This is a genomic window from Streptomyces sp. NPDC059247, from assembly GCF_042754005.1.
Taxonomy (GTDB): domain Bacteria; phylum Actinomycetota; class Actinomycetes; order Streptomycetales; family Streptomycetaceae; genus Streptomyces.
Window position 1 is genome coordinate 205,649 of record NZ_JBHYZW010000001.1, and the last position, 17,802, is coordinate 223,450.

At 73.4% G+C, this 17,802-nt stretch carries 17 protein-coding genes and 1 pseudogene; 9 read left to right on the top strand and 9 right to left on the bottom strand.

Features of this window, described 5'->3' with window-relative positions:
* Nucleotides 1-30: 30 nt before the first annotated feature.
* From ACFXGN_RS00900 to ACFXGN_RS00915, 4 genes are all read right to left on the bottom strand, one after another.
* Nucleotides 31-1,071, bottom strand: a complete 1,041-nt coding sequence (locus tag ACFXGN_RS00900; RefSeq protein WP_384851647.1) for an NlpC/P60 family protein — start codon at nt 1,069-1,071, stop codon at nt 31-33.
* A 181-nt stretch (nt 1,072-1,252) separates the two neighbouring features.
* Nucleotides 1,253-2,038 carry an SGNH/GDSL hydrolase family protein gene (locus ACFXGN_RS00905; protein ID WP_384851648.1) on the bottom strand — a complete coding sequence of 262 codons (786 nt, stop codon included), beginning with the start codon at nt 2,036-2,038 and terminating at the stop codon, nt 1,253-1,255.
* Between the two features lie 52 nt (nt 2,039-2,090).
* Nucleotides 2,091-2,309, bottom strand: a complete 219-nt coding sequence (locus ACFXGN_RS00910) for a heavy-metal-associated domain-containing protein (protein ID WP_384851650.1) — start codon at nt 2,307-2,309, stop codon at nt 2,091-2,093.
* Nucleotides 2,310-2,463: 154 nt separating this feature from the next.
* A complete protein-coding gene (locus tag ACFXGN_RS00915) occupies nt 2,464-2,991 on the bottom strand; it encodes an RICIN domain-containing protein (RefSeq protein WP_384851652.1) in 528 nt (175 codons plus the stop codon).
* Between the two features lie 169 nt (nt 2,992-3,160).
* Here ACFXGN_RS00915 and ACFXGN_RS00920 point away from each other — a divergent pair.
* Nucleotides 3,161-3,376, top strand: a pseudogene (locus tag ACFXGN_RS00920) (nitrate reductase); the annotation flags it as partial.
* Here ACFXGN_RS00920 and ACFXGN_RS00925 read toward each other — a convergent pair.
* Both ACFXGN_RS00925 and ACFXGN_RS00930 read right to left on the bottom strand, forming a co-directional pair.
* Nucleotides 3,348-4,160, bottom strand: coding sequence for a serine protease (locus tag ACFXGN_RS00925; protein ID WP_384851653.1), 813 nt, complete (start codon nt 4,158-4,160; stop codon nt 3,348-3,350). The pseudogene ACFXGN_RS00920 and the gene ACFXGN_RS00925 sit on opposite strands and share 29 nt — an antisense overlap.
* Nucleotides 4,161-4,582: 422 nt before the next feature.
* Complete coding sequence (locus tag ACFXGN_RS00930; RefSeq protein WP_384851655.1) at nt 4,583-5,650, bottom strand: biotin/lipoate A/B protein ligase family protein; 1,068 nt, start codon at nt 5,648-5,650, stop codon at nt 4,583-4,585.
* Between the two features lie 113 nt (nt 5,651-5,763).
* Here ACFXGN_RS00930 and ACFXGN_RS00935 point away from each other — a divergent pair, with 113 nt between their 5' ends.
* The 6 genes from ACFXGN_RS00935 to ACFXGN_RS00960 all read left to right on the top strand — a co-directional run bounded on the left by ACFXGN_RS00935 (nt 5,764) and on the right by ACFXGN_RS00960 (nt 11,656).
* Nucleotides 5,764-6,600, top strand: a complete 837-nt coding sequence (locus tag ACFXGN_RS00935; RefSeq protein ID WP_384851657.1) for an inositol monophosphatase family protein — start codon at nt 5,764-5,766, stop codon at nt 6,598-6,600.
* 81 nt (nt 6,601-6,681) lie between these two features.
* The gene (locus ACFXGN_RS00940) at nt 6,682-8,085 is read left to right on the top strand and encodes a phytoene desaturase family protein (protein WP_384853070.1); all 1,404 of its coding nucleotides are present in this window, start codon (nt 6,682-6,684) and stop codon (nt 8,083-8,085) included.
* Between the two features lie 9 nt (nt 8,086-8,094).
* A complete protein-coding gene (locus ACFXGN_RS00945; protein ID WP_384851659.1) occupies nt 8,095-8,715 on the top strand; it encodes an L-threonylcarbamoyladenylate synthase in 621 nt (206 codons plus the stop codon).
* Between the two features lie 86 nt (nt 8,716-8,801).
* Nucleotides 8,802-9,485 carry a DUF4232 domain-containing protein gene (locus tag ACFXGN_RS00950; RefSeq protein ID WP_384851661.1) on the top strand — a complete coding sequence of 228 codons (684 nt, stop codon included), beginning with the start codon at nt 8,802-8,804 and terminating at the stop codon, nt 9,483-9,485.
* A gap of 107 nt (nt 9,486-9,592) precedes the next feature.
* Nucleotides 9,593-11,152 carry an AlkA N-terminal domain-containing protein gene (locus ACFXGN_RS00955; protein WP_384851662.1) on the top strand — a complete coding sequence of 520 codons (1,560 nt, stop codon included), beginning with the start codon at nt 9,593-9,595 and terminating at the stop codon, nt 11,150-11,152.
* A 6-nt stretch (nt 11,153-11,158) separates the two neighbouring features.
* Nucleotides 11,159-11,656: a methylated-DNA--[protein]-cysteine S-methyltransferase gene (locus ACFXGN_RS00960; RefSeq protein WP_384851664.1), complete on the top strand. Its 498-nt coding sequence runs from the start codon at nt 11,159-11,161 to the stop codon at nt 11,654-11,656.
* Nucleotides 11,657-11,806: 150 nt separating this feature from the next.
* Here ACFXGN_RS00960 and ACFXGN_RS00965 read toward each other — a convergent pair whose 3' ends face one another.
* A complete protein-coding gene (locus tag ACFXGN_RS00965) occupies nt 11,807-13,489 on the bottom strand; it encodes a BCCT family transporter (RefSeq protein WP_384851666.1) in 1,683 nt (560 codons plus the stop codon).
* A 112-nt stretch (nt 13,490-13,601) separates the two neighbouring features.
* Between ACFXGN_RS00965 and ACFXGN_RS00970 the strand changes: the two genes are divergently transcribed.
* Together ACFXGN_RS00970 and ACFXGN_RS00975 are read left to right on the top strand one after the other, a co-directional pair.
* On the top strand, nt 13,602-14,753 hold the full coding sequence (locus ACFXGN_RS00970; RefSeq protein WP_384851667.1) for a glycerate kinase: 1,152 nt from the start codon (nt 13,602-13,604) through the stop codon (nt 14,751-14,753).
* Between the two features lie 70 nt (nt 14,754-14,823).
* Nucleotides 14,824-15,963, top strand: coding sequence for a GNAT family N-acetyltransferase (locus ACFXGN_RS00975; RefSeq protein WP_384851669.1), 1,140 nt, complete (start codon nt 14,824-14,826; stop codon nt 15,961-15,963).
* A gap of 171 nt (nt 15,964-16,134) precedes the next feature.
* On the opposite strand, the gene pssA is transcribed toward ACFXGN_RS00975, so the two are convergent.
* Together pssA and ACFXGN_RS00985 are read right to left on the bottom strand one after the other, a co-directional pair.
* Nucleotides 16,135-17,001: a CDP-diacylglycerol--serine O-phosphatidyltransferase gene (gene pssA / locus ACFXGN_RS00980; protein ID WP_366442934.1), complete on the bottom strand. Its 867-nt coding sequence runs from the start codon at nt 16,999-17,001 to the stop codon at nt 16,135-16,137.
* Nucleotides 16,994-17,650, bottom strand: a complete 657-nt coding sequence (locus tag ACFXGN_RS00985) for a phosphatidylserine decarboxylase (RefSeq protein WP_384851671.1) — start codon at nt 17,648-17,650, stop codon at nt 16,994-16,996. Before ACFXGN_RS00985 ends, pssA begins: the two co-directional genes overlap by 8 nt.
* Nucleotides 17,651-17,802: the final 152 nt, after the last annotated feature.

Genomic DNA, 17,802 nt, shown 5'->3' on the forward strand with positions numbered 1-17,802 from the left:
CGCCCCTCGGCCGTGGGGAACGGGCGGGCGTCAGCCGACGCGGACTCCCCACATGAAGGGCATCCCGCTGCGCGCGATGGACTCGTAGCGGACCTGCGCGCCCGGCTTGGGGGAGTGGAGGATCTGTCCGTTGCCCGCGTAGAAGCCGACGTGGCTGAGGTCGGTGCGCATGATGATGAGGTCGCCGGGCTTCAGCGCGCTCAGGGAGTTGATGCGGGTCCCGATGTTCGCCTGGGCCTGCGAGGTGCGGGGGATGGACACGTCCGCCTGGCGGAAGGCCCAGGAGGTGAGGCCGGAGCAGTCGAAGGAGGACGGCCCGCTGGCGCCCCAGACGTACGGCAGTCCGACCCGGCTCTTGGCGGCTTCGAAGGCGGCGGAGGCACGGGCGGAGGCGCTGGTCTCGTTGCCGAGGTCGACGCGCTCGCTCGCCCGGTTGGCCCGGTCCTCCGCCGCGGCGATCCGCTCTCGCTCCTTCTCCGACAGGGTGTTGAGGAGGCGCTGTGCCTCGCGCAGCTTGCCCTGGATCTCGCTCTTGCGGTCGCCCAGTTCCTTCTCCACGGACGCGAGGTCCCCGAGCTTGCGCGTGGCCTCGCCGCGCTGCTGCTGGAGTGCGCGCTGCTGGGCGAGGAACTGCTGGAGGACGGCGCTCTGCCGGTCCCCGGCCCGGTCGAGGGCGGAGGCCTTCGCCAGATAGGTCTCGGGTTCCTCGGAGAGGAAGAGCTGAAGGGAGGGGTCGAGCCCGCCGGAACGGTACTGGCCGGTGGCGACGTTGCCGATGCGGTCGCGCAGCCCGTTCAGCTCGCCCTGCTTGCGGGCGGCGGCGTCCTGGAGGTTCGCCACCTGCTCCTTGAGCGTCTCGGCCTTCTCCTTGGCCCCGTTGTACTTCTCCGTCGCCTGGGTCGCCGCTTCGTAGAGGCGGTCCACCTGCGCCTGGGCGCCCTTCTTGGTGGGGTCGGGCAGCGGGTCGGCGGAGGCCGTCTGGGCGGAGAGGGCGACGGCCGCCGCCGCGGTGGCGGTCACGACTCCGGTGTAGCGCGCGCTGTGTTGCTTCGGACGGCGGTGGGAAGCCACGGGTGCTCCTTCTTGCTCGACCGCCGACCGGGCAGGGCGTACCGGAGGCACGGCGGCGCCTCCGCCGCGTGCCCCGGGTGGGCGATCAGCCGTGCGAAGGCTCCGCGAATACTAAGCTTCTTAGATGCTAAGGCTCAATAAGGGTCCTTCGTCATACGGCGACGGGGGCCGCCACCGGGCCTCACAGGGGCAGCAGTTCGGGCCGCTTGGGGGCCAGCGGCTCGGCCGGACCCCGGTGCAGCAGGTGCTGGCCCAGCCAGGGCAGGAAGTGCTCGCGGGCCCATCGCAGGTCCGGGAGCCGCTCCGCCTGCCGTGCCGGACCCGCCGCCGTGCCCGGCACGGGAGCGTCCGGTACGGGGACGAGCCCCAGGACCTCGGCGCTCCGCAGCGCCACCCGGCGATGGCCCTCGGAGGACAGGTGCAGCCGGTCCTCGCTCCAGGCGCTCGGGTGCTGGAGGGACTTCATCGCCCACAGGTCCACGACCGGACAGCCGTGCCGGTCGGCGATGGCGTGGACGTGTGCCGTGTAGGTGGCGATCTTTCCCCGCAGTCTGCGCAGCACGGGGGTGTCCCGGGGGTCGAAGCCGGTGAAGACGAGCACCGTCCCCGCGGTGGCCCGGAGTTCGACGACGGCTTCCTCGAACCGCTCCGTGATGCGGTCCACGGAACTGCCGAGCCGCAGGATGTCGTTGCCCCCGGCGCAGAAGCTCACCAGGTCCGGCGCCAGCGCGGCGGCCCTGGGCACCTGCTCGGCGAGGATCTCGTCGATGACCCGGCCCCGTACGGCGAGGTTGGCGTAGCGCAACGGGGTGGGGGAGCGGCGGGCGAGGAGCCCGGCGAGCCGGTCCGCCCAGCCCGCGAGGGCGCCTTCGCTGGTCTCGTCGCCGAGGCCCTCGGTGAAGCTGTCCCCGACCGCCACGAACGAGCCGATGGTGGTCCGGACGGCCGTGCTCCGTTCTGTGGACACCTTGCTCCCCCTCCCGTTCCCCGCCCCGTCGCCGTGGGCGGTCGCGTCCGGGTCAGGCGCGCCCGGCGTAGTCGTAACCGGCGTCCTCGACCGTTTCCTCGATCAGCTTGTCGTCCAGCGGACCGGCGCTGTTGACCGTGACGAGCCCGGTGGAGATCTCGATGTGCACGGTGTCCACGGCGTCCAGTTCCCGGAGCGCGCCGCTCACGATCGCCTTGCAGTGGCCGCTGTTGACGCCGGCGACCTTGTAGGTGGTGGTGTAGGCGGACATGGCACCCTCCCGGGCTCGATCTGCATACCCCCTAGGGGTATCTCTCGTTGTTATGTATACCCTCAGGGGGTATCCCTTCGCAAGGGGAGTCACGACAGGAAGCCGCCCCGTGGGCGAGGGTCCACGGGGCGGCGGCGGAACGGGCCGGGTGCGCTCAGTTCTCCGAGCCGACCTGGGCGTGCAGGTCGAAGTACGACTTCTCGCCGCCCGTGGAGCAGGTGTCAAGGCGCAGCTTCGCGCCCTGCGCGGTACCGCCCCACGGCATGACGCAGGTGGTGACGGCGGCCTTGGGCTGGAACTGGAAGTAGCCGTTCCATTCGCTGACCGTGTTGAACAGGGAGTCGCCGCTGGCGCAGGAGTACAGCGCGATGGCGTCGCCCTTGGCCCCGCCGCTCGACCAGTTGTTGAGACACAGGCTCGGGTTGCCGACCGACTGGATCTGGAAGTAGTGGCTGTTCGACCAGACGAAGTTCCACCGCTGGGCGATGCTGCCGTTGCAGCTCCATTCCTGCACGAACACCCCGCTGGCGAAGTTCCCGTTGGGCACGTCGAGGCACTTGCCGTCGGCCAGGTCGATCTCGATGTTGTCGCGGAAGGCGGCCTGGGCCGGAGCGGCGAAGACGAGGGAACCGAGGCTGATCGCGGCGGCCGTGGCCAGTGCGGCGGCGATGCGGATGCGCATGGGGAGTCCTTGGGGCGGTACCGGAAGGGGGACGTCCGCCGGGTGGTCCCGACGACGCCACGGAACCTAACCGCTCCCCACCCCTTCCCGGCGTCCCGCGACCCGACGGGACGTTTCGGGACGGGAGGGGAGCGGGGGAGGAGAGGTCCGGGGCGGATCAGGCCGGGACCGGGGCGGCTGGAATCCGGCGGCCGTCGTGGCCTTCGTGGTCGGTGGTGTCCTCGCGGTCGGCGGTTCCCACTCGGCGCAGGGCACCGGTCCCTTCCCGGAGGACGGCCTCGGCCCCGTCCTGAAGCCGCTCGCCGACTACGGCTGGGCCGTGGGCCTCGTCGCCTCCCCGCTCGTGTACGTCCTCCTCATGAGGCGGACGGGAGCCGCCCGGTGACCCCCGTGATCCAGTCCAGGTAGAAGCGGACACGGGTGTTCACGGCAGGGGTGTCGGTGGCGCACTCCCTGCCGTAGGACACCAGCCCCACCACGTACGGCCGTCCCGCGACCGTGTGCACCAGCGGCCCGCCGGAGTCGTACTGGCAGCTGTCGCGGCCCGGGGCGTACGTGCAGAGCTGACCGGCGCCGACCTCGGTCATGCCCCGCCGGACGCAGGCGGGGTTGCTCATCGTGCCGAGGGTCACGGTCCGCAGCACGTCGGAGGTACGGCCGCCGTAGGACACGGCGCCCCAGCCGGGGACCTCGACCTGCACGTGGTCGAAGGCTCCGGGGGCGTATCCGACGGGCAGGGCGACCGGGCGTACGTCACGACCGGGGGCGACCGGCTCGGACAGCTCCACGAGCGCGAGGTCGTCGAGCTGCCCCGACGGGTCGTAGCCCGGGTGCGGGACGAACCGGACCGGGGCCGCCAGGACCGCGTTCGGACTGTCCGCGCCGGTCGTCAGGTCGTGGTCGCCGAGGAGCACCCCGATCCGGGCGGTACGGGCGTACGCCCCGGTCAGGCAGTGGGCGGCGGTGAGCACCCACCGGTCCCCGACCAGCGCCCCGCCGCACACCACCCGACGCTCCACGACGTCCACGAGCCCCGCCATGAAGGGGTACTGGTGGGGCCTGGCCTCCCGTCCCCCGACGACCGCCCGCGCGGTCGGCGCGAGGCCCAGCGGGCTGACGGCCAGGACCGTGCCCGCGACCGTCGCCAGGAGCTTGCGCGGCCATCCCATGTGCTCTCCCACCGTCGGCGCCGTGTTCCGGGACGGCCGACTGCGGAGACGTTTCCTCTGGTGCGCCGCCCGGACCCCAGGCAGTCAACGAACGGACGGGGGAGGGGTCACTGGACGCCCCCTCGACGGACGTACGGGGACCGGCCGCGACTCGTGGGGGAGCGAGGGACCGGGCGCACGCCCCCTCGCGCCGAGGGCGCACACCCCCGGCGCCGTCCCCTCCGCCACCCGGGGGTCCGCCGGTCCGGGTGCCGCCCGTCCGCCAGGCGGGGCCCCGGCCGACCGGACCCGGCTCCGGCGGACCTGGCACGGCACCGCTCCGGTGGACCCGGCGCGGCTCCGGCGGCCGGGACGAGGCCCGGCGCACGAGGAGAGCGACCCCGGCGGTCGCGACCGCGCCGCCCCGGCGACGGCCCGTCCCCCTACGGGACCCGGGCCGTCCACTCCGCTGTGCCGAACTTGGACTCCGCCAGTTCCTCCGCCCGCGCCAGCTCCTCCTCCGTGACCCGGTCCTCCACGAGCCCGTACCGGCCGCGGAAGGAGGCGATCATGCGCTCGATCACCGCCTCGCGCGGCAGACCCGTCTGGCGCCGCAGCGGGTCCACCCGCTTCTTCGCGCTCTTCGTGCCCTTGTCGGACAGCTTCTCGCGGCCGATCCGGAGCACCTCCGTCATCTTGTCCGCGTCGATGTCGTACGCCATCGTCACGTGGTGCAGGACCGCGCCCCCGCCCGCCACCATCCGCTTCTGCGCCGCGCCCGCGATCTTGCCCGCCTCCGTGGCGATGTCGTTCAGCGGTTGGTACCAGGCCCGCACCCCCATGTCGCCGAGCGCGCCCAGGACCCAGTCGTCCAGATAGGCGTAGCTGTCGGTGAACGACAGGCCCTGCACGAGGGCTTCGGGCACCGAGAGCGAGTATGTGATCGTGTTGCCCGGCTCGATGAACATGGCGCCGCCACCGCTGATCCGGCGCACCACCTGGATGCCGTGCCGCTCGGCCGCCTCCGGGTCGACCTCGTTGCGCAGCGACTGGAAGCTGCCGATGACCACCGCGGGGGCGCCCCACTCCCAGACCCGCAGCGTCGGCGGGCGCCGCCCGGCCGCGACCTCGGCCGTCAGGACCTCGTCCAGCGCCATGTGCAGCGCGGGCGACTGCGGCGGCATCCGGACCAGCCGCCAGTCGTAGTCGGTCCAGTCGGTGGCGTGCGCGAGCGCGCGCCGGACCGCGACCCCGACACCCTCCGAGGTCAGCCCGAACATCTGGGTGCCCGGCGGCAGCGCCGCGTCGATCCGGGCGGCGAGCCCGGCGGCGTCGGTGTCCACCGGCGCGCCCTCCAGGGCCCGGTCGATCGACAGGATCGCCTCGTCGGGCTCCAGGAAGAAGTCGCCCGCGACCCGCACGTTCCGCAGGACACCGTCCTCGGCGTCGAGGTCGACGACCACCAGCTTCCCGCCGGGGACCTTGTACTCACCGTGGTACGCGCCGTGCACGGGACCCTCCCTGCCTGTAAGGGGTGAACTCGGCCAAAGGGTACTCCCCGGGGAAACGGACGGTGACGAACGCGACGGCCCGGTTGTCAGCCCCCCGTGCTTAGCTGGGAGACATGATCGATGAGTTCCCCGAGCACGTCCTCGACGTCCCCGTGACCGAGGTGGAGGAGGCGGTCCGCAAGGCCGCCGCCGCCGAGATCACACCGCGCTTCCGGCAGCTCGCCGACGAGGAGATCCTGCAGAAGAACGGGCCGCACGACCTGGTCACCGTCGCCGACCGGGCCGCCGAGGCCCACCTCACGGCGTCCCTCACCGCCCTGCTGCCCGGCTCCGTGGTCGTCGGGGAGGAAGCGGTCCACGCCGACCCCGCCGTCTACGACGCGCTGCGCGGCGACGCCCCCGTGTGGATCGTCGACCCCGTCGACGGCACCCGGCAGTTCGTCCACGGAGACCCCGGCTTCTGCACCCTCGTCGCGCTCGCCCGGCACGGCGAACTGCTCGCCTCCTGGACCTTCGCGCCCGCGCTCGACGAGTTCGCCGTCGCCGTCCGGGGCGGCGGCGCCCTCCTCAACGGGCAGCCGCTGCGCTCCGGCGCGCCCGCCCCCGGCGCCACCCTGGAGGTCGCCACCTCCCACCCCGACTACACCACCCCCGACCAGAAGCGCGCCCTGCGCGGTCTGGTCACCGAGGGCGTCCGCCCCCGGCCCTGCGGCTCCGCGGGACTGGAGTACCTGGCGGTGGCCCGAGGCGCGCTCGACGCCACCGCCTTCTCCTGGGAGTTCGCCTGGGACCACGCGGCCGGACTGCTCCTCGTCACCGAGGCGGGCGGCACGCACACCACCGTCGCGGGCGAGCCGTTCCGGATCACCGGGGGGAACGCCCTGCCGTTCACGGCGGCCCGCGACACGGCGACCGCCGAGCGGATACGCGCCCTCCTCGGGGGGCAGTGAGAAGGCCGCCGCCACCGGCCTATCCTGTGAGCCTTGGCCATCGGCTGACGAAGGAGTCCGAAGGTGCCGAAGGGGACGTCCATGCTCGATGCCGTCGTCGTGGGAGCGGGGCCCAACGGCCTGACCGCCGCCGTCGAACTCGCCCGCAGGGGCTTCTCCGTGGCCGTCTTCGAGGCGAAGCCCACCGTCGGCGGCGGCGCCAGGACCGAGGAGCTGACCCTCCCCGGCTTCCGGCACGACCCCTGTTCCGCGGTGCACCCGCTCGGCGCGGGCTCGCCCGTCTTCCGCACGATGCCGCTGGCCCGGTACGGACTGGAGTGGCTCCACCCCGAACTGCCCATGGCCCACCCCTGGGACGACGGGACCGCCGCCGTCCTCGCCCGCTCCGTCGCCGAGACCGCCGCCTCCTTCGGCCCGCACGACGCGGGGGCGTACCGCAGGCTCGTCGCCCCCTACCTCGGCAAGTGGGACAGCCTCGCCCGGGACTTCATGCAACTGCCGCTCACGGCACTGCCCCGCGACCCCGTCACCCTCGCCCGCTTCGGCATCGACGGACTGCCGCCGTCCACCTGGCTGATGCGCCGCTTCCGCGACGAGAAGGCCAGGGGCCTGTTCGCCGGACTCGTCGGCCACGTCATCGCCCCCCTCGGCGGCTTCGCCACCAGCGCCGTCGGCCTGGTCTTCGCGCTCGCCGCCCACGCGGGCGGCTGGCCGATGCCCCGGGGCGGCTCCCAGTCGATCTCCGACGCCCTCACCGCGTACCTCAAGGACCTCGGCGGCGCCGTGCACACCGACTTCGAGGTCAAGCGCCTCGACGACCTCCCCCCGGCCCGCGCCTACGTCTTCGACACCTCACCGACGGCCCTCGCCCGGATCGCCGGATTCGGCGGTCACTACGACCACTACCGCTACGGCGCGAGCGTCTTCAAGATCGACTACGCCCTCGAAGGGCCCGTGCCGTGGACCGCCCCGGAAGCCCGGCGCGCCGGAACCGTCCAGATCGGCCCCACCGCCGGGGAGATCGACACCGCCCTGCACCGCGCCTCCTCCGGCACCGCCCCCGACACCCCCTTCCTCATCACCGCGCAGCCCAGCCTCGTCGACCCCTCCCGCGCCCCCGAGGGCAAGCACGTCTTCTGGGCGTACGGCCATGTGCCCAACGGCTGGACCGGAGACCTCACCGACGCGATCGAGCGCCAGATCGAGCGCTTCGCCCCCGGCTTCCGCGACCGCGTCCTCGCCCGCGCCACCGCCGGACCGCCCGAACTCGCCGCGCACAACGCCAACTACGTCGGCGGCGACATCGCCTGCGGCGCCGCCCGGGGCCTCCAGCTCCTGCTGCGCCCCACCCTCTCCGCCCGCCCCTACGCCACCCCCCACCCGGCGGTCTTCCTCTGCTCCGCGGCGACCCCGCCCGGCCCCGGCGTGCACGGCATGTCCGGGCACAACGCGGCGAAGGCGGTCTGGCGCCGCCTTCGAAAATAGACTGACCACATGGCCAAGTACTTCGACGTTCATCCCGAGAACCCCCAGCCCCGCACCATCGGCACCATCGCCGACAGCATCAGGAACGGGGCGCTCGTGGCGTACCCCACCGACTCCTGCTACGCGCTCGGCAGCCGCCTCGGCAGCCGGGACGGCATCAGCCGCATCCGCGCCATCCGCCATCTCGACGACCGGCACCACTTCACGCTCATGTGCCAGAACTTCGCCCAGCTGGGCCAGCTCGTCCAGATCGACAACGACGTCTTCCGCGCGATCAAGGCCGCCACCCCCGGTGCGTACACCTTCATCCTGCCCGCCACCCGGGAGGTGCCGCGCCAGCTCCTCCACCCCAAGAAGAAGACCGTCGGCGTCCGCATCCCCGACCACGTCGTCACCCAGGCACTGCTGAGCGAACTGGGCGAGCCGCTGCTCTCCAGCACCCTGCTGCTCCCCGACGAGGCGGAACCCCTCACCCAGGGCTGGGAGATCAAGGAACGGCTCGACCACCAGGTCGACGCCGTGATCGATTCCGGCGATTGTGGAACCGAACCCACCACCGTGGTCGACTTCTCCAGTGGCGAGCCCGAGATCACGCGCCGCGGGGCCGGTGACACCACGCGGTTCGAGTAGGACGGCGCGCCGGTACGCCCGACCGCGTACCGCCATGTGACCGTGTGCCGACCGTACGAGGCACCACAACGGGGGAGTCCCTTCTCATGTCCTTGCGTCGTCTTCGTGTCCCCGCCCTGTCCGCCGTCGCACTGGCCTGCGGCCTCGCCCTGACGGGCTGTTCCGGCGCCACGACGACCGGCTCGGCGAGCGGCAGCTCGACGGATTCCGCGACCGCCCCGGGCGGGACGCCGTCCGCGTCCGTCTCCGTGTCCGCCTCCCCGTCCGCTTCCACCTCCGCCGACGCCTCCGTACCCGCCTCCCCGTCCGCCTCCGGCGGCTCCTCGTCCGGGTCCGACGACGCGGGTGCCGGGGCCGGGCGGCCCTGCCGCACCTCCGGTCTCGGCTTCGAGATCGCCCCCGGCAGCGGTGCCCAGGCCGTCGGCGAGGAGGGCGCGGTCGTGGTCCGGCTCACCAACAAGAGCGGCGCCCCCTGCACCCTCAAGGGCTACCCGGGCGTCGACCTCGTGGGCGCCAGCACCTGGTCCCTGCCCCGGCAGACCTCCCAGAAGCCCCGGCTCGTCACCCTCGATCCCGGAGCCCGCACCGCCTTCACCGTCACCTACCAGTCGTACGGCGGCGACGGCGTCGAGCTGACCCCCCGGACGATGGCCGTCACCCCGCCGGGCGAGACCCGGGCGAAGACCCTGACCTGGACCTTCTCCCCGGTCCTGCTCCAGGACGGAGCCACCCACCCGGGCTCGTACGTCGGTCCCGTCGGCGGCAACTGACCCGGGCGGTCGCGGCGCCCGTCCCCGGGCGGTCCGCCGCGACCAGGGCGGACGCCCATGTCGTTTTTCCGCCAGCCCGAGCGCCGTACGTCGCCGATGCTTGATTCATGCACACCGACACGGAGCGCTGCGTACGGGCCGTCCAGTCGAAGGACGCCCGGTTCGACGGCGTGTTCTTCACCGCCGTCCGCACCACCCGGATCTACTGCCGGCCCAGCTGTCCGGTCCCTCCGCCCAAGCCCGAGAACATGGAGTTCCACCCCAGCTCCGCCTCCTGCCAGCGGGCCGGATTCCGCGCCTGCAAGCGCTGCCGCCCCGACACCACCCCCGGCTCGCCCGAGTGGAACGTCCGCGCGGACGCCGTCGCCCGCGCCGTCCGCCTCATCCAGGACGGGGTCGTCGACCGGGAGGGCGTCCCCGGGCTCGCCCGGCGCCTCGGCTGGTCCACCCGCCAGATCGAACGCCAGCTCCTCGCCGAACTCGGCGCGGGACCCCTCGCCCTGGCCCGCGCCCAGCGCGCCCAGACCGCCCGGGTCCTCGTCGAGACGACCGCCATGCCCCTGGGCGAGATCGCCTTCGCGGCCGGATTCGCCTCGATCCGCACCTTCAACGAGACCGTCCGCGAGGTCTTCGCCCTCACCCCCGGCGAACTCCGCGCCCGCGCCCCCCGCCCCACGGAAACCACCAGAGGCAGGGAAACCCCCAGGACCACAGCAACCACAGGAACCGCCGGACCCACAGGAACCGCCGGACCCGCCCGCACCGGCACCCCCGGCACGATCTCCCTCCGGCTGCCGTTCCGCACCCCCCTGGAACCCTCCAACCTCTTCGGCCACCTCGCCGCCACCGCGGTCCCCGGCATCGAGGAGTGGCGCGACGGCGCCTACCGCCGGACGCTGAACCTCCCGTACGGCCACGGCATCGTCGCCCTCGCCCCCCGTCCCGACCACATCGCCTGCCGTCTCTCCCTCACCGACCTCCGCGACCTCACCCACGCCATCAGCCGCTGCCGCAGGCTCCTCGACCTCGACGCCGACCCCGTGGCCGTGGACGACCGGCTGCGCGCCGACCCGCTGCTCGCGCCCGTCGTGGACACCGCCCCCGGCCGCCGGGTGCCGGGAACCGTGGACCCCGCAGAGTTCGCCGTACGGGCCGTCCTCGGCCAGCAGGTCTCCACCGCCGCCGCCCGCACCCACGCCGCCCGGCTGGTCACCGCGCACGGCACCCCCGTCGACGACCCCGAGGGCGGCCTCACCCACCTCTTCCCCGGCCCCGAGGCCCTCGCCGCCCTCGACCCGGAGACCCTCGCCCTGCCCCGCAGCCGACGCACCACCCTGCTCACCCTCGTCCGGTCCCTCGCCGACGGCTCCCTCGCCCTCGGCCCCGCCGAGGACCGCGAGGAGACCCGTGCCCGGCTGCGCGCCCTGCCCGGCTTCGGCCCCTGGACCACCGAGATCATCGCCATGCGGGCGCTCGGCGACCCCGACGCCTTCCTCCCCGGCGACCTCGGCGTCCGCCGCGCCGCCGAAGGACTCGGCCTCCCCGGCACCCCGGCCGCCCTCACCGCCCGCGCGGCACACTGGCGCCCCTGGCGCGCGTACGCCGTGCAGTACCTGTGGGCGACCGACGACCACCCGATCAACCTCCTGCCCACCGAAGGACACTGAACCGCCATGCCCCCCACCGTCCTGCACACCGTGATGGACAGCCCGTACGAGCCGCTGACCCTCGTCGCCGTCGACGGCGTCCTCAGCCGCGTCCACATGACCGGCCAGCGCCACCGGCCGTCCGAGGAGACCTTCGGCGCGCCCGACCCGCGCCCCTTCACCGAGGCGGTCCGCCAGCTCGACGCCTACTTCGCGGGCGAGCTCACGGAGTTCGACCTGCCGCTGCACCTGATCGGCACCGAGTTCCAGCGCCGCGTCTGGGCCGAGCTGTGCCGCATCCCGTACGGCGAGACCCGGACGTACGGCGAACTCGCCGACGCCCTCGGCAACCCGGGCGCCTCCCGCGCCGTGGGGCTCGCCAACGGGAAGAACCCGGTCAGCGTGATCGTCCCCTGCCACCGGGTGGTCGGCGCGGGCGGCGGACTCACCGGCTACGGCGGCGGTCTCGACCGCAAGCAGCGGCTCCTCGCCTTCGAATCGGGCCGGGACCACACGCTCTTCTGACCGGGCCGGGACCGCGCTCCGTCCCGACCGTGCCCGGCCCGCGCACTCCGACGCCGGGCCCGCGCGGGGCCACCGCGCCGAGGCGGGCCGTCGTACGCACCGGCGAGGTGGTCCCGCCCGAGCCCCCGCGGGACCGACGGATCCGGACCCTCAGCCCTCGTCCTCCGGGGAGTCCGTCTCCGTACGGGCCTTCGCCGCCCGGCGCAGCCTCGGATGACGCCGGGTGCCCTGCTCGGTCATCGCCTCCCCGACCAGGGTGCGGACCGCGTCCCGCATCCCGTGCAGGGCCTGGTGGCGGGCCGGGCCCGCCCCCGGATCCTCCCGCAGCTCCTTCAGGAGGGCGAAGCACAACACCAGCATCACCACCACGAACGGCAGCGCCACCAGGATCGTCGCCGTCTGGAGCGAGTTCAGCCCGCCCGCGACGAGCAGCACCGCCGCCACCACGGCCATCAGGACGCCCCACGTCACCACCAGCCAGGTCGGCGGGTGCAGCGAACCCCGGCTGGTCAGCGACCCCATCACCAGGGACGCCGAGTCCGCGCTGGTGATGAAGTACGTCATCACCAGGAGCATCGCGATGACCGAGGTCACCGTGCCGATCGGCAGCGCCTCCAGCATCCCGAACAGCGAGGCCTCCGCCCCGTCCTTGACGGTCGACGCCAGATCGGCCGCGCCCGTCGACTCCAGACGGATCGCCGTGCCGCCCATCACGCAGAACCACACCACGGTCGCGCCGGACGGCACGAGGAGCACGCCCACCAGGAACTCCCGGATCGTCCGGCCGCGCGAGATCCGGGCGATGAAGGTGCCGACGAACGGCGCCCAGGACAGCCACCACGCCCAGTAGAAGATCGTCCACGCGCCCAGCCACTTCTCGTCGGTGAACGCCCCGGTGCGGCTCGCCATCGGCAGGAGCTGGTCCAGGTACCCGCCCACCGAGGCCGGAATGGTGTCGAGGATGTACACGGTGGGCCCGAGCAGGAAGACGAACAGCATCAGACAGCCCGCGAGGAAGACGTTCAGGGTGGAGAGCCACTTCACGCCCTTGTGCAGCCCGGAGAACGCCGACAGCACGAAGGCGGCCGAGAGCGCCGCGATGATGATCAGCTCGGTGGCCCTGGAGTCCTCCACCCCCATCGTCAGGTTCAGCCCCTCGGCGACCTGAAGGGTGCCGAGCCCCAGACTCGTCGCCGTGCCGAAGACCGTCGCGAACACCGCGAGCAGATCGATGGCCTTGCCCGGCCAGGAGTTCGCCCGCCGCTCGCCCATCAACGGCACGAACGCCGAACTCAGCCGGTTGCCCCGGCCCTTGCGGAAGCCCGCGTACGCCAGGGCGAGGCCCGCGATGCCGTAGATCGCCCAGGGGGTCAGCGTCCAGTGGAAGAACGAGTACTCCAGGGCCGTCCGCGCCGCCGCGCCCGTGCCCGCCGGGACCCCGCTGGCCGGGGGAGGGCTGAGGAAGTGCGTCAGCGGCTCCCCGACGCCGTAGAACATCAGGCCGATGCCCATGCCCGCGCTGAACATCATCGCGATCCACGCCAGCGTGGTGAACTCCGGCTCGGAGTCGTCCGTGCCGAGCCTGATCCGGCCGAAGCGGCTCAGCGCGATCACCACGCACAGCACCAGGAAGGTGTCGGCGGCCACCACGAACAGCCAGGCGAAGTTGGTGAGGACCCATTGCAGGGCCGTGGAGGAGGCGCTGTCGAAGGAGTCCTTGCCGAGGGCGGCCCAGGCGACGACGGCGACGATCGTGGCCACCCCGATGCCGATGACCTTGCCGTCGGGCGCGTGCCGCTCCTGCGGGTCCCTATCGATCGGTTCCGTGCTCATGCGACCCCACTATGGTGCGGAATTTCGTCTTTTCCGGGGGTGGCACGCCGTCCGGGGCTCCGGATAGGGTCGGCCACGGCGCGACTGCACGTTCGAAAGCAAGGGATGCAAGGTGACGGACGGCGCAGCAACTCAGGTCGCCCACGTGCTCGTGGCGGCCGACAAGTTCAAGGGCTCGCTCACGGCCGTGCAGGTCGCGGAACGGGTCACGGCGGGACTCCGCAGGGTCGTCCCGGAGCTGGTGGTGGAGACGCTGCCGGTGGCCGACGGCGGCGACGGCACCGTCGCGGCGGCCGTCGCGGCCGGATTCGAGCGCAGGGAACTCCCGGTGACGGGCCCCCTCGGCGAACCGGTCCTCGCCGCCTTCGCGCTGCGCGGCACCACCGCCGTCGTGGAGATGGCCGAGGCCTCCGGCCTCCAGCTCCTCCCGGCCGGGGTCTTCGCGCCGCTCACCGCCACCACGTACGGCTCCGGTGAACTGCTCCGCGCGGCCCTCGACGCGGGCGCCACCACGCTCGTCTTCGGGGTCGGCGGCAGCGCCACCACCGACGGCGGCGCGGGTATGCTCGCCGCGCTCGGCGCCCGGTTCCTCGACGCGGACGGCGAGCCCGTCGGACCCGGCGGCGCGGCCCTCGCCGCACTGGCCTCGGCCGACCTCTCCGGCCTCGACCCGCGCCTCGCCACGGTCGAGCTGATCCTCGCCAGCGACGTCGACAACCCGCTGACCGGCCCCAAGGGAGCCCCCGCGGTCTACGGACCCCAGAAGGGCGCCACCCCCGACGACGTCCGCACCCTGGACGCGGCCCTCGCCCACTTCGCCACCGTCCTGGAGAAGGCCGTCGGCCCCCGGGCCGCCGAAGCGGCCCTGGCCCCCGGCGCGGGCGGCGCGGGCGGCATCGGCTACGGCGCGCTCATCCTCGGCGCCGCCTTCCGCCCCGGCATCGAGCTGATGCTCGACGTCCTCGGCTTCGCCCCCGCCCTGGAGCGCGCCACCCTGGTCATCACCGGCGAGGGCTCCCTCGACGAGCAGACCCTGCACGGCAAGGCCCCGGCGGGCGTGGCCGCGGCGGCCCGCGCGGCGGGCAAGGAGGTCGTCGCGGTCTGCGGACGCCTGGCCCTCCCGCCGGAGGCCCTGGGCGCGGCGGGCATCCGCCGGGCCTACCCCCTCGCGGAACTGGAGCCGGACCCGGCCACGTCCATGGCGAACGCGGGCCCGCTCCTGGAGGACGTGGCGGCGGCCATCGCCCGCGACTTCCTGCGGTGACCGCGCCGGGGGACCGCCCCGGGCCCCCGCACGTCACACGGGCGAAACAAAGCGGTGTGAGGCTCGGCGCATGAACGCACCGATCCGTCCGGCCGCCGTGATCGAGGAGAACCGCTCCCACCCCGGCCTTCCCGCCCTGCTCACCGCCTACCACCTGGTCAACCAGGAGCGGAAGGGAACGCCCGCCGCCACGGCCGCCGGGCTTCCGGCCGCCTACCGGGCCGAGACCGAGGACCCGGCCGCCGCCTTCGCCGCCGACACGGTCCTGCTCGCCACCGGGCCCGGCGGCCCCCTCCCGCTCGGCTGCGTCGTCCTCCAGGCCTCCCGGGAGGGCCGGGCGCCGGAGGTCAAGCGCCTCTGGGTCACCCCCGGGGCGCGCCGACGGGGGATCGCGCGGGCCCTGATGACCGAGGCCCTGGACCGGGCGGCGGCGGCCGGGGCCGGAGCCGTACGCCTCACCGTCTGGGCCGGGAGACCGGAACCGCTCGCCCTCTACGAGGACCTCGGCTTCGTCACCGTCCCTTCCTGGGACGACCGGCCGGGCCTCCTCTGTCTGGAGAAGCCCCTGAAGACGCTCCCGGGGACGCCCGCGCACCAGCGCGCGGAGAAGCCCCTGGACCGGCCCGCGCATGAGTCCCCGCGCGAGCGCCCGGAGAGGCACCCGGACCCAGGGTCCGGGCGGCCCGCCGACCGTGTCGCCCGTCTCACCGCCGACGAGGTGCGCCGCCACGCCGCCGACGGGCTCGCGGCCCTGCTCGTGGACGCCGTGGACGACGGCGCCTCCGTGGGCTTCCTGGCTCCCCTGGAGCCCGCCGTGGCCGCCTCCTGGTGGTCAGGGGCCGCCGAAGAGGCCGAGCGGGGCGTACGGGAGGTCTGGGCGGCCCACGGGCCGGACGGGAGCCTCACCGGCGTCGTCACCCTGGTCCGCGCCGGTACGGCCAACGGACGGCACCGGGGCGAGGTCTCCCGGCTGCTCGTCCACCGGTCGGCGCGCGGCCGGGGGCTCGGCCGCGTCCTGCTCGCCGAAGCCGAGGCGCACGCGTCCGCGACCGGGCTCACGCTGCTCGTCCTGGACACGCGGACGGACAGCCCGGCCGAGCGTCTCTACCGGGGCGCGGGCTGGACCGCCGCCGGAACGATCCCGGACTTCGCCGCCGACCCGGCGGGCGTCCCGCGCGCCACCACGCTCTACTACAAGCGCCTCGGCTGACCCCTGGCCCGGGCACACGGAAGGACCCTGGACACACGGAAAGGGCCCCGGGCACACGGAAAGGGCCCCGGGCACACGGAAAGGGCCCCGGGCACACGGAAAGGGCCCCGGGCACACGGAAAGGGCCCCGGAGGCGACATCGCCTCCGGGGCCCTTCCCGTACGTCGTGCGCTACGGCAGCTGCGCCGCCCGCGCCTCCCGGTTCTCACGCCGGTTGCCGCGGAAGGTGTTCACCCGCCGGGCGGTCGCGAAGAGGGGGATCACGGCGCCCATCACGACCTGGAGCGCGCAGCCCGCCTGGAGCAGGAACGCGCCGCCCGGGGCGTCGAACGCCCACGCCGCCAGCATTCCCATGGCACCGACGATCCAGCTGAGCATCGCCACCGCGAGAACGCCCCGGGGCTTGGGGTACTCGACCCGGCTCACCATCAGCCACGCGACACCGATGATCGCGAGCAGCGTCGGGATGAACGGCAGCTCCAGGAGCACGATCGAGACGACCGTCAGGGCGCCGAAGGGGCTCGGCATCCCCTGGAACATGCCGTCCTTCATCGTCACGCAGGAGAATCTGGCCAGGCGCAGCACCACCGCGAGCAGCACCACGATCGCGGCCACCGCCGAGACCTTCTGCTGGGCGTCGTCCGCGACCATCCCGTACACGAGGACGAAGTAGGCCGGGGCGAGCCCGAAGCTGATCAGGTCCGACAGGTTGTCGAGCTCGGCGCCCATCGGCGAGGAGCGCAGCTTGCGCGCCACGATCCCGTCGAAGAGGTCGAAGATCGCCGCGGCGAGCATCAGGATGACGGCGGTGGCGGCGCTGTTGCGCGCCATGCCGGTCTCCGCGCTGCCCGTCAGGTGCGGGATGAGGATGCCGGTGGTGGTGAAGTACACCGCCATGAAGCCACACGTGGCGTTACCGAGCGTGAGGGCGTCCGCTATGGACAGCCTCAGCGACAACGGCATCTCCTCGTTGTCCTCGGCCGACTCGTCGTCGCTCCCGGCGACCCAGTCGGCGGCCCGTGTGTCGGGATCAATCACGGTCAATGCGAGTCACCCCCGCTGTGGTGGCCTGGCCGACCTCGACGGCGACCTCGACACCCTCGGGGAGGTAGATGTCGACGCGGGAGCCGAAGCGGATCAGGCCGATACGGTCGCCCTGCTCGACCTTCGTCCCCTGGGGGACGTACGGCACGATGCGGCGGGCGACGGCGCCCGCGATCTGGACCATCTCGATGTCACCGAGCTCGGTGTCGAAGTGCCAGACGACGCGCTCGTTGTTCTCGCTCTCCTTGTTGAACGCCGGGACGAAACCGCCGGGAACGTGCTCCACGGACGTCACCGTGCCGGCCAGCGGCGCGCGGTTGACGTGGACGTTCAGCGGGCTCATGAAGATGGCGACCCGGGTGCGCCCGTCCTTCCACGGCATGATGCTCTGCACCACGCCGTCGGCGGGGGAGATGACCCGGCCCTGAGCGATCTCGCGCTCGGGGTCGCGGAAGAACCACAACATGCCGGCCGCGAGCGCGGTGACCGGCACGGCGACGGCCGCGGCGCGCTTCGACTTGCGGGCGCGCACGAGGCTGAGCGCCGCGGTGGCGACGGTCGGCAGAAGCCACGGCGATGCTCCGCGCGCGAGGCGTACGCCGTTGAGGCTGTCGCGGTGTGCAGAGGTTTGGCTGTGGGGCATGGATGACCTTCGTAGCGGATGATGCCGCACTGGCAACGGGGGACGGCGGCTTTCCCGCGATGCTATCGGTTGCGGGGCGCAACTGGGTAAGCCAGGAACCGAGTCGGCGGCCGGAAGGCGAACACAGGGTGTGATCTTCTTCGCGGCCGAAC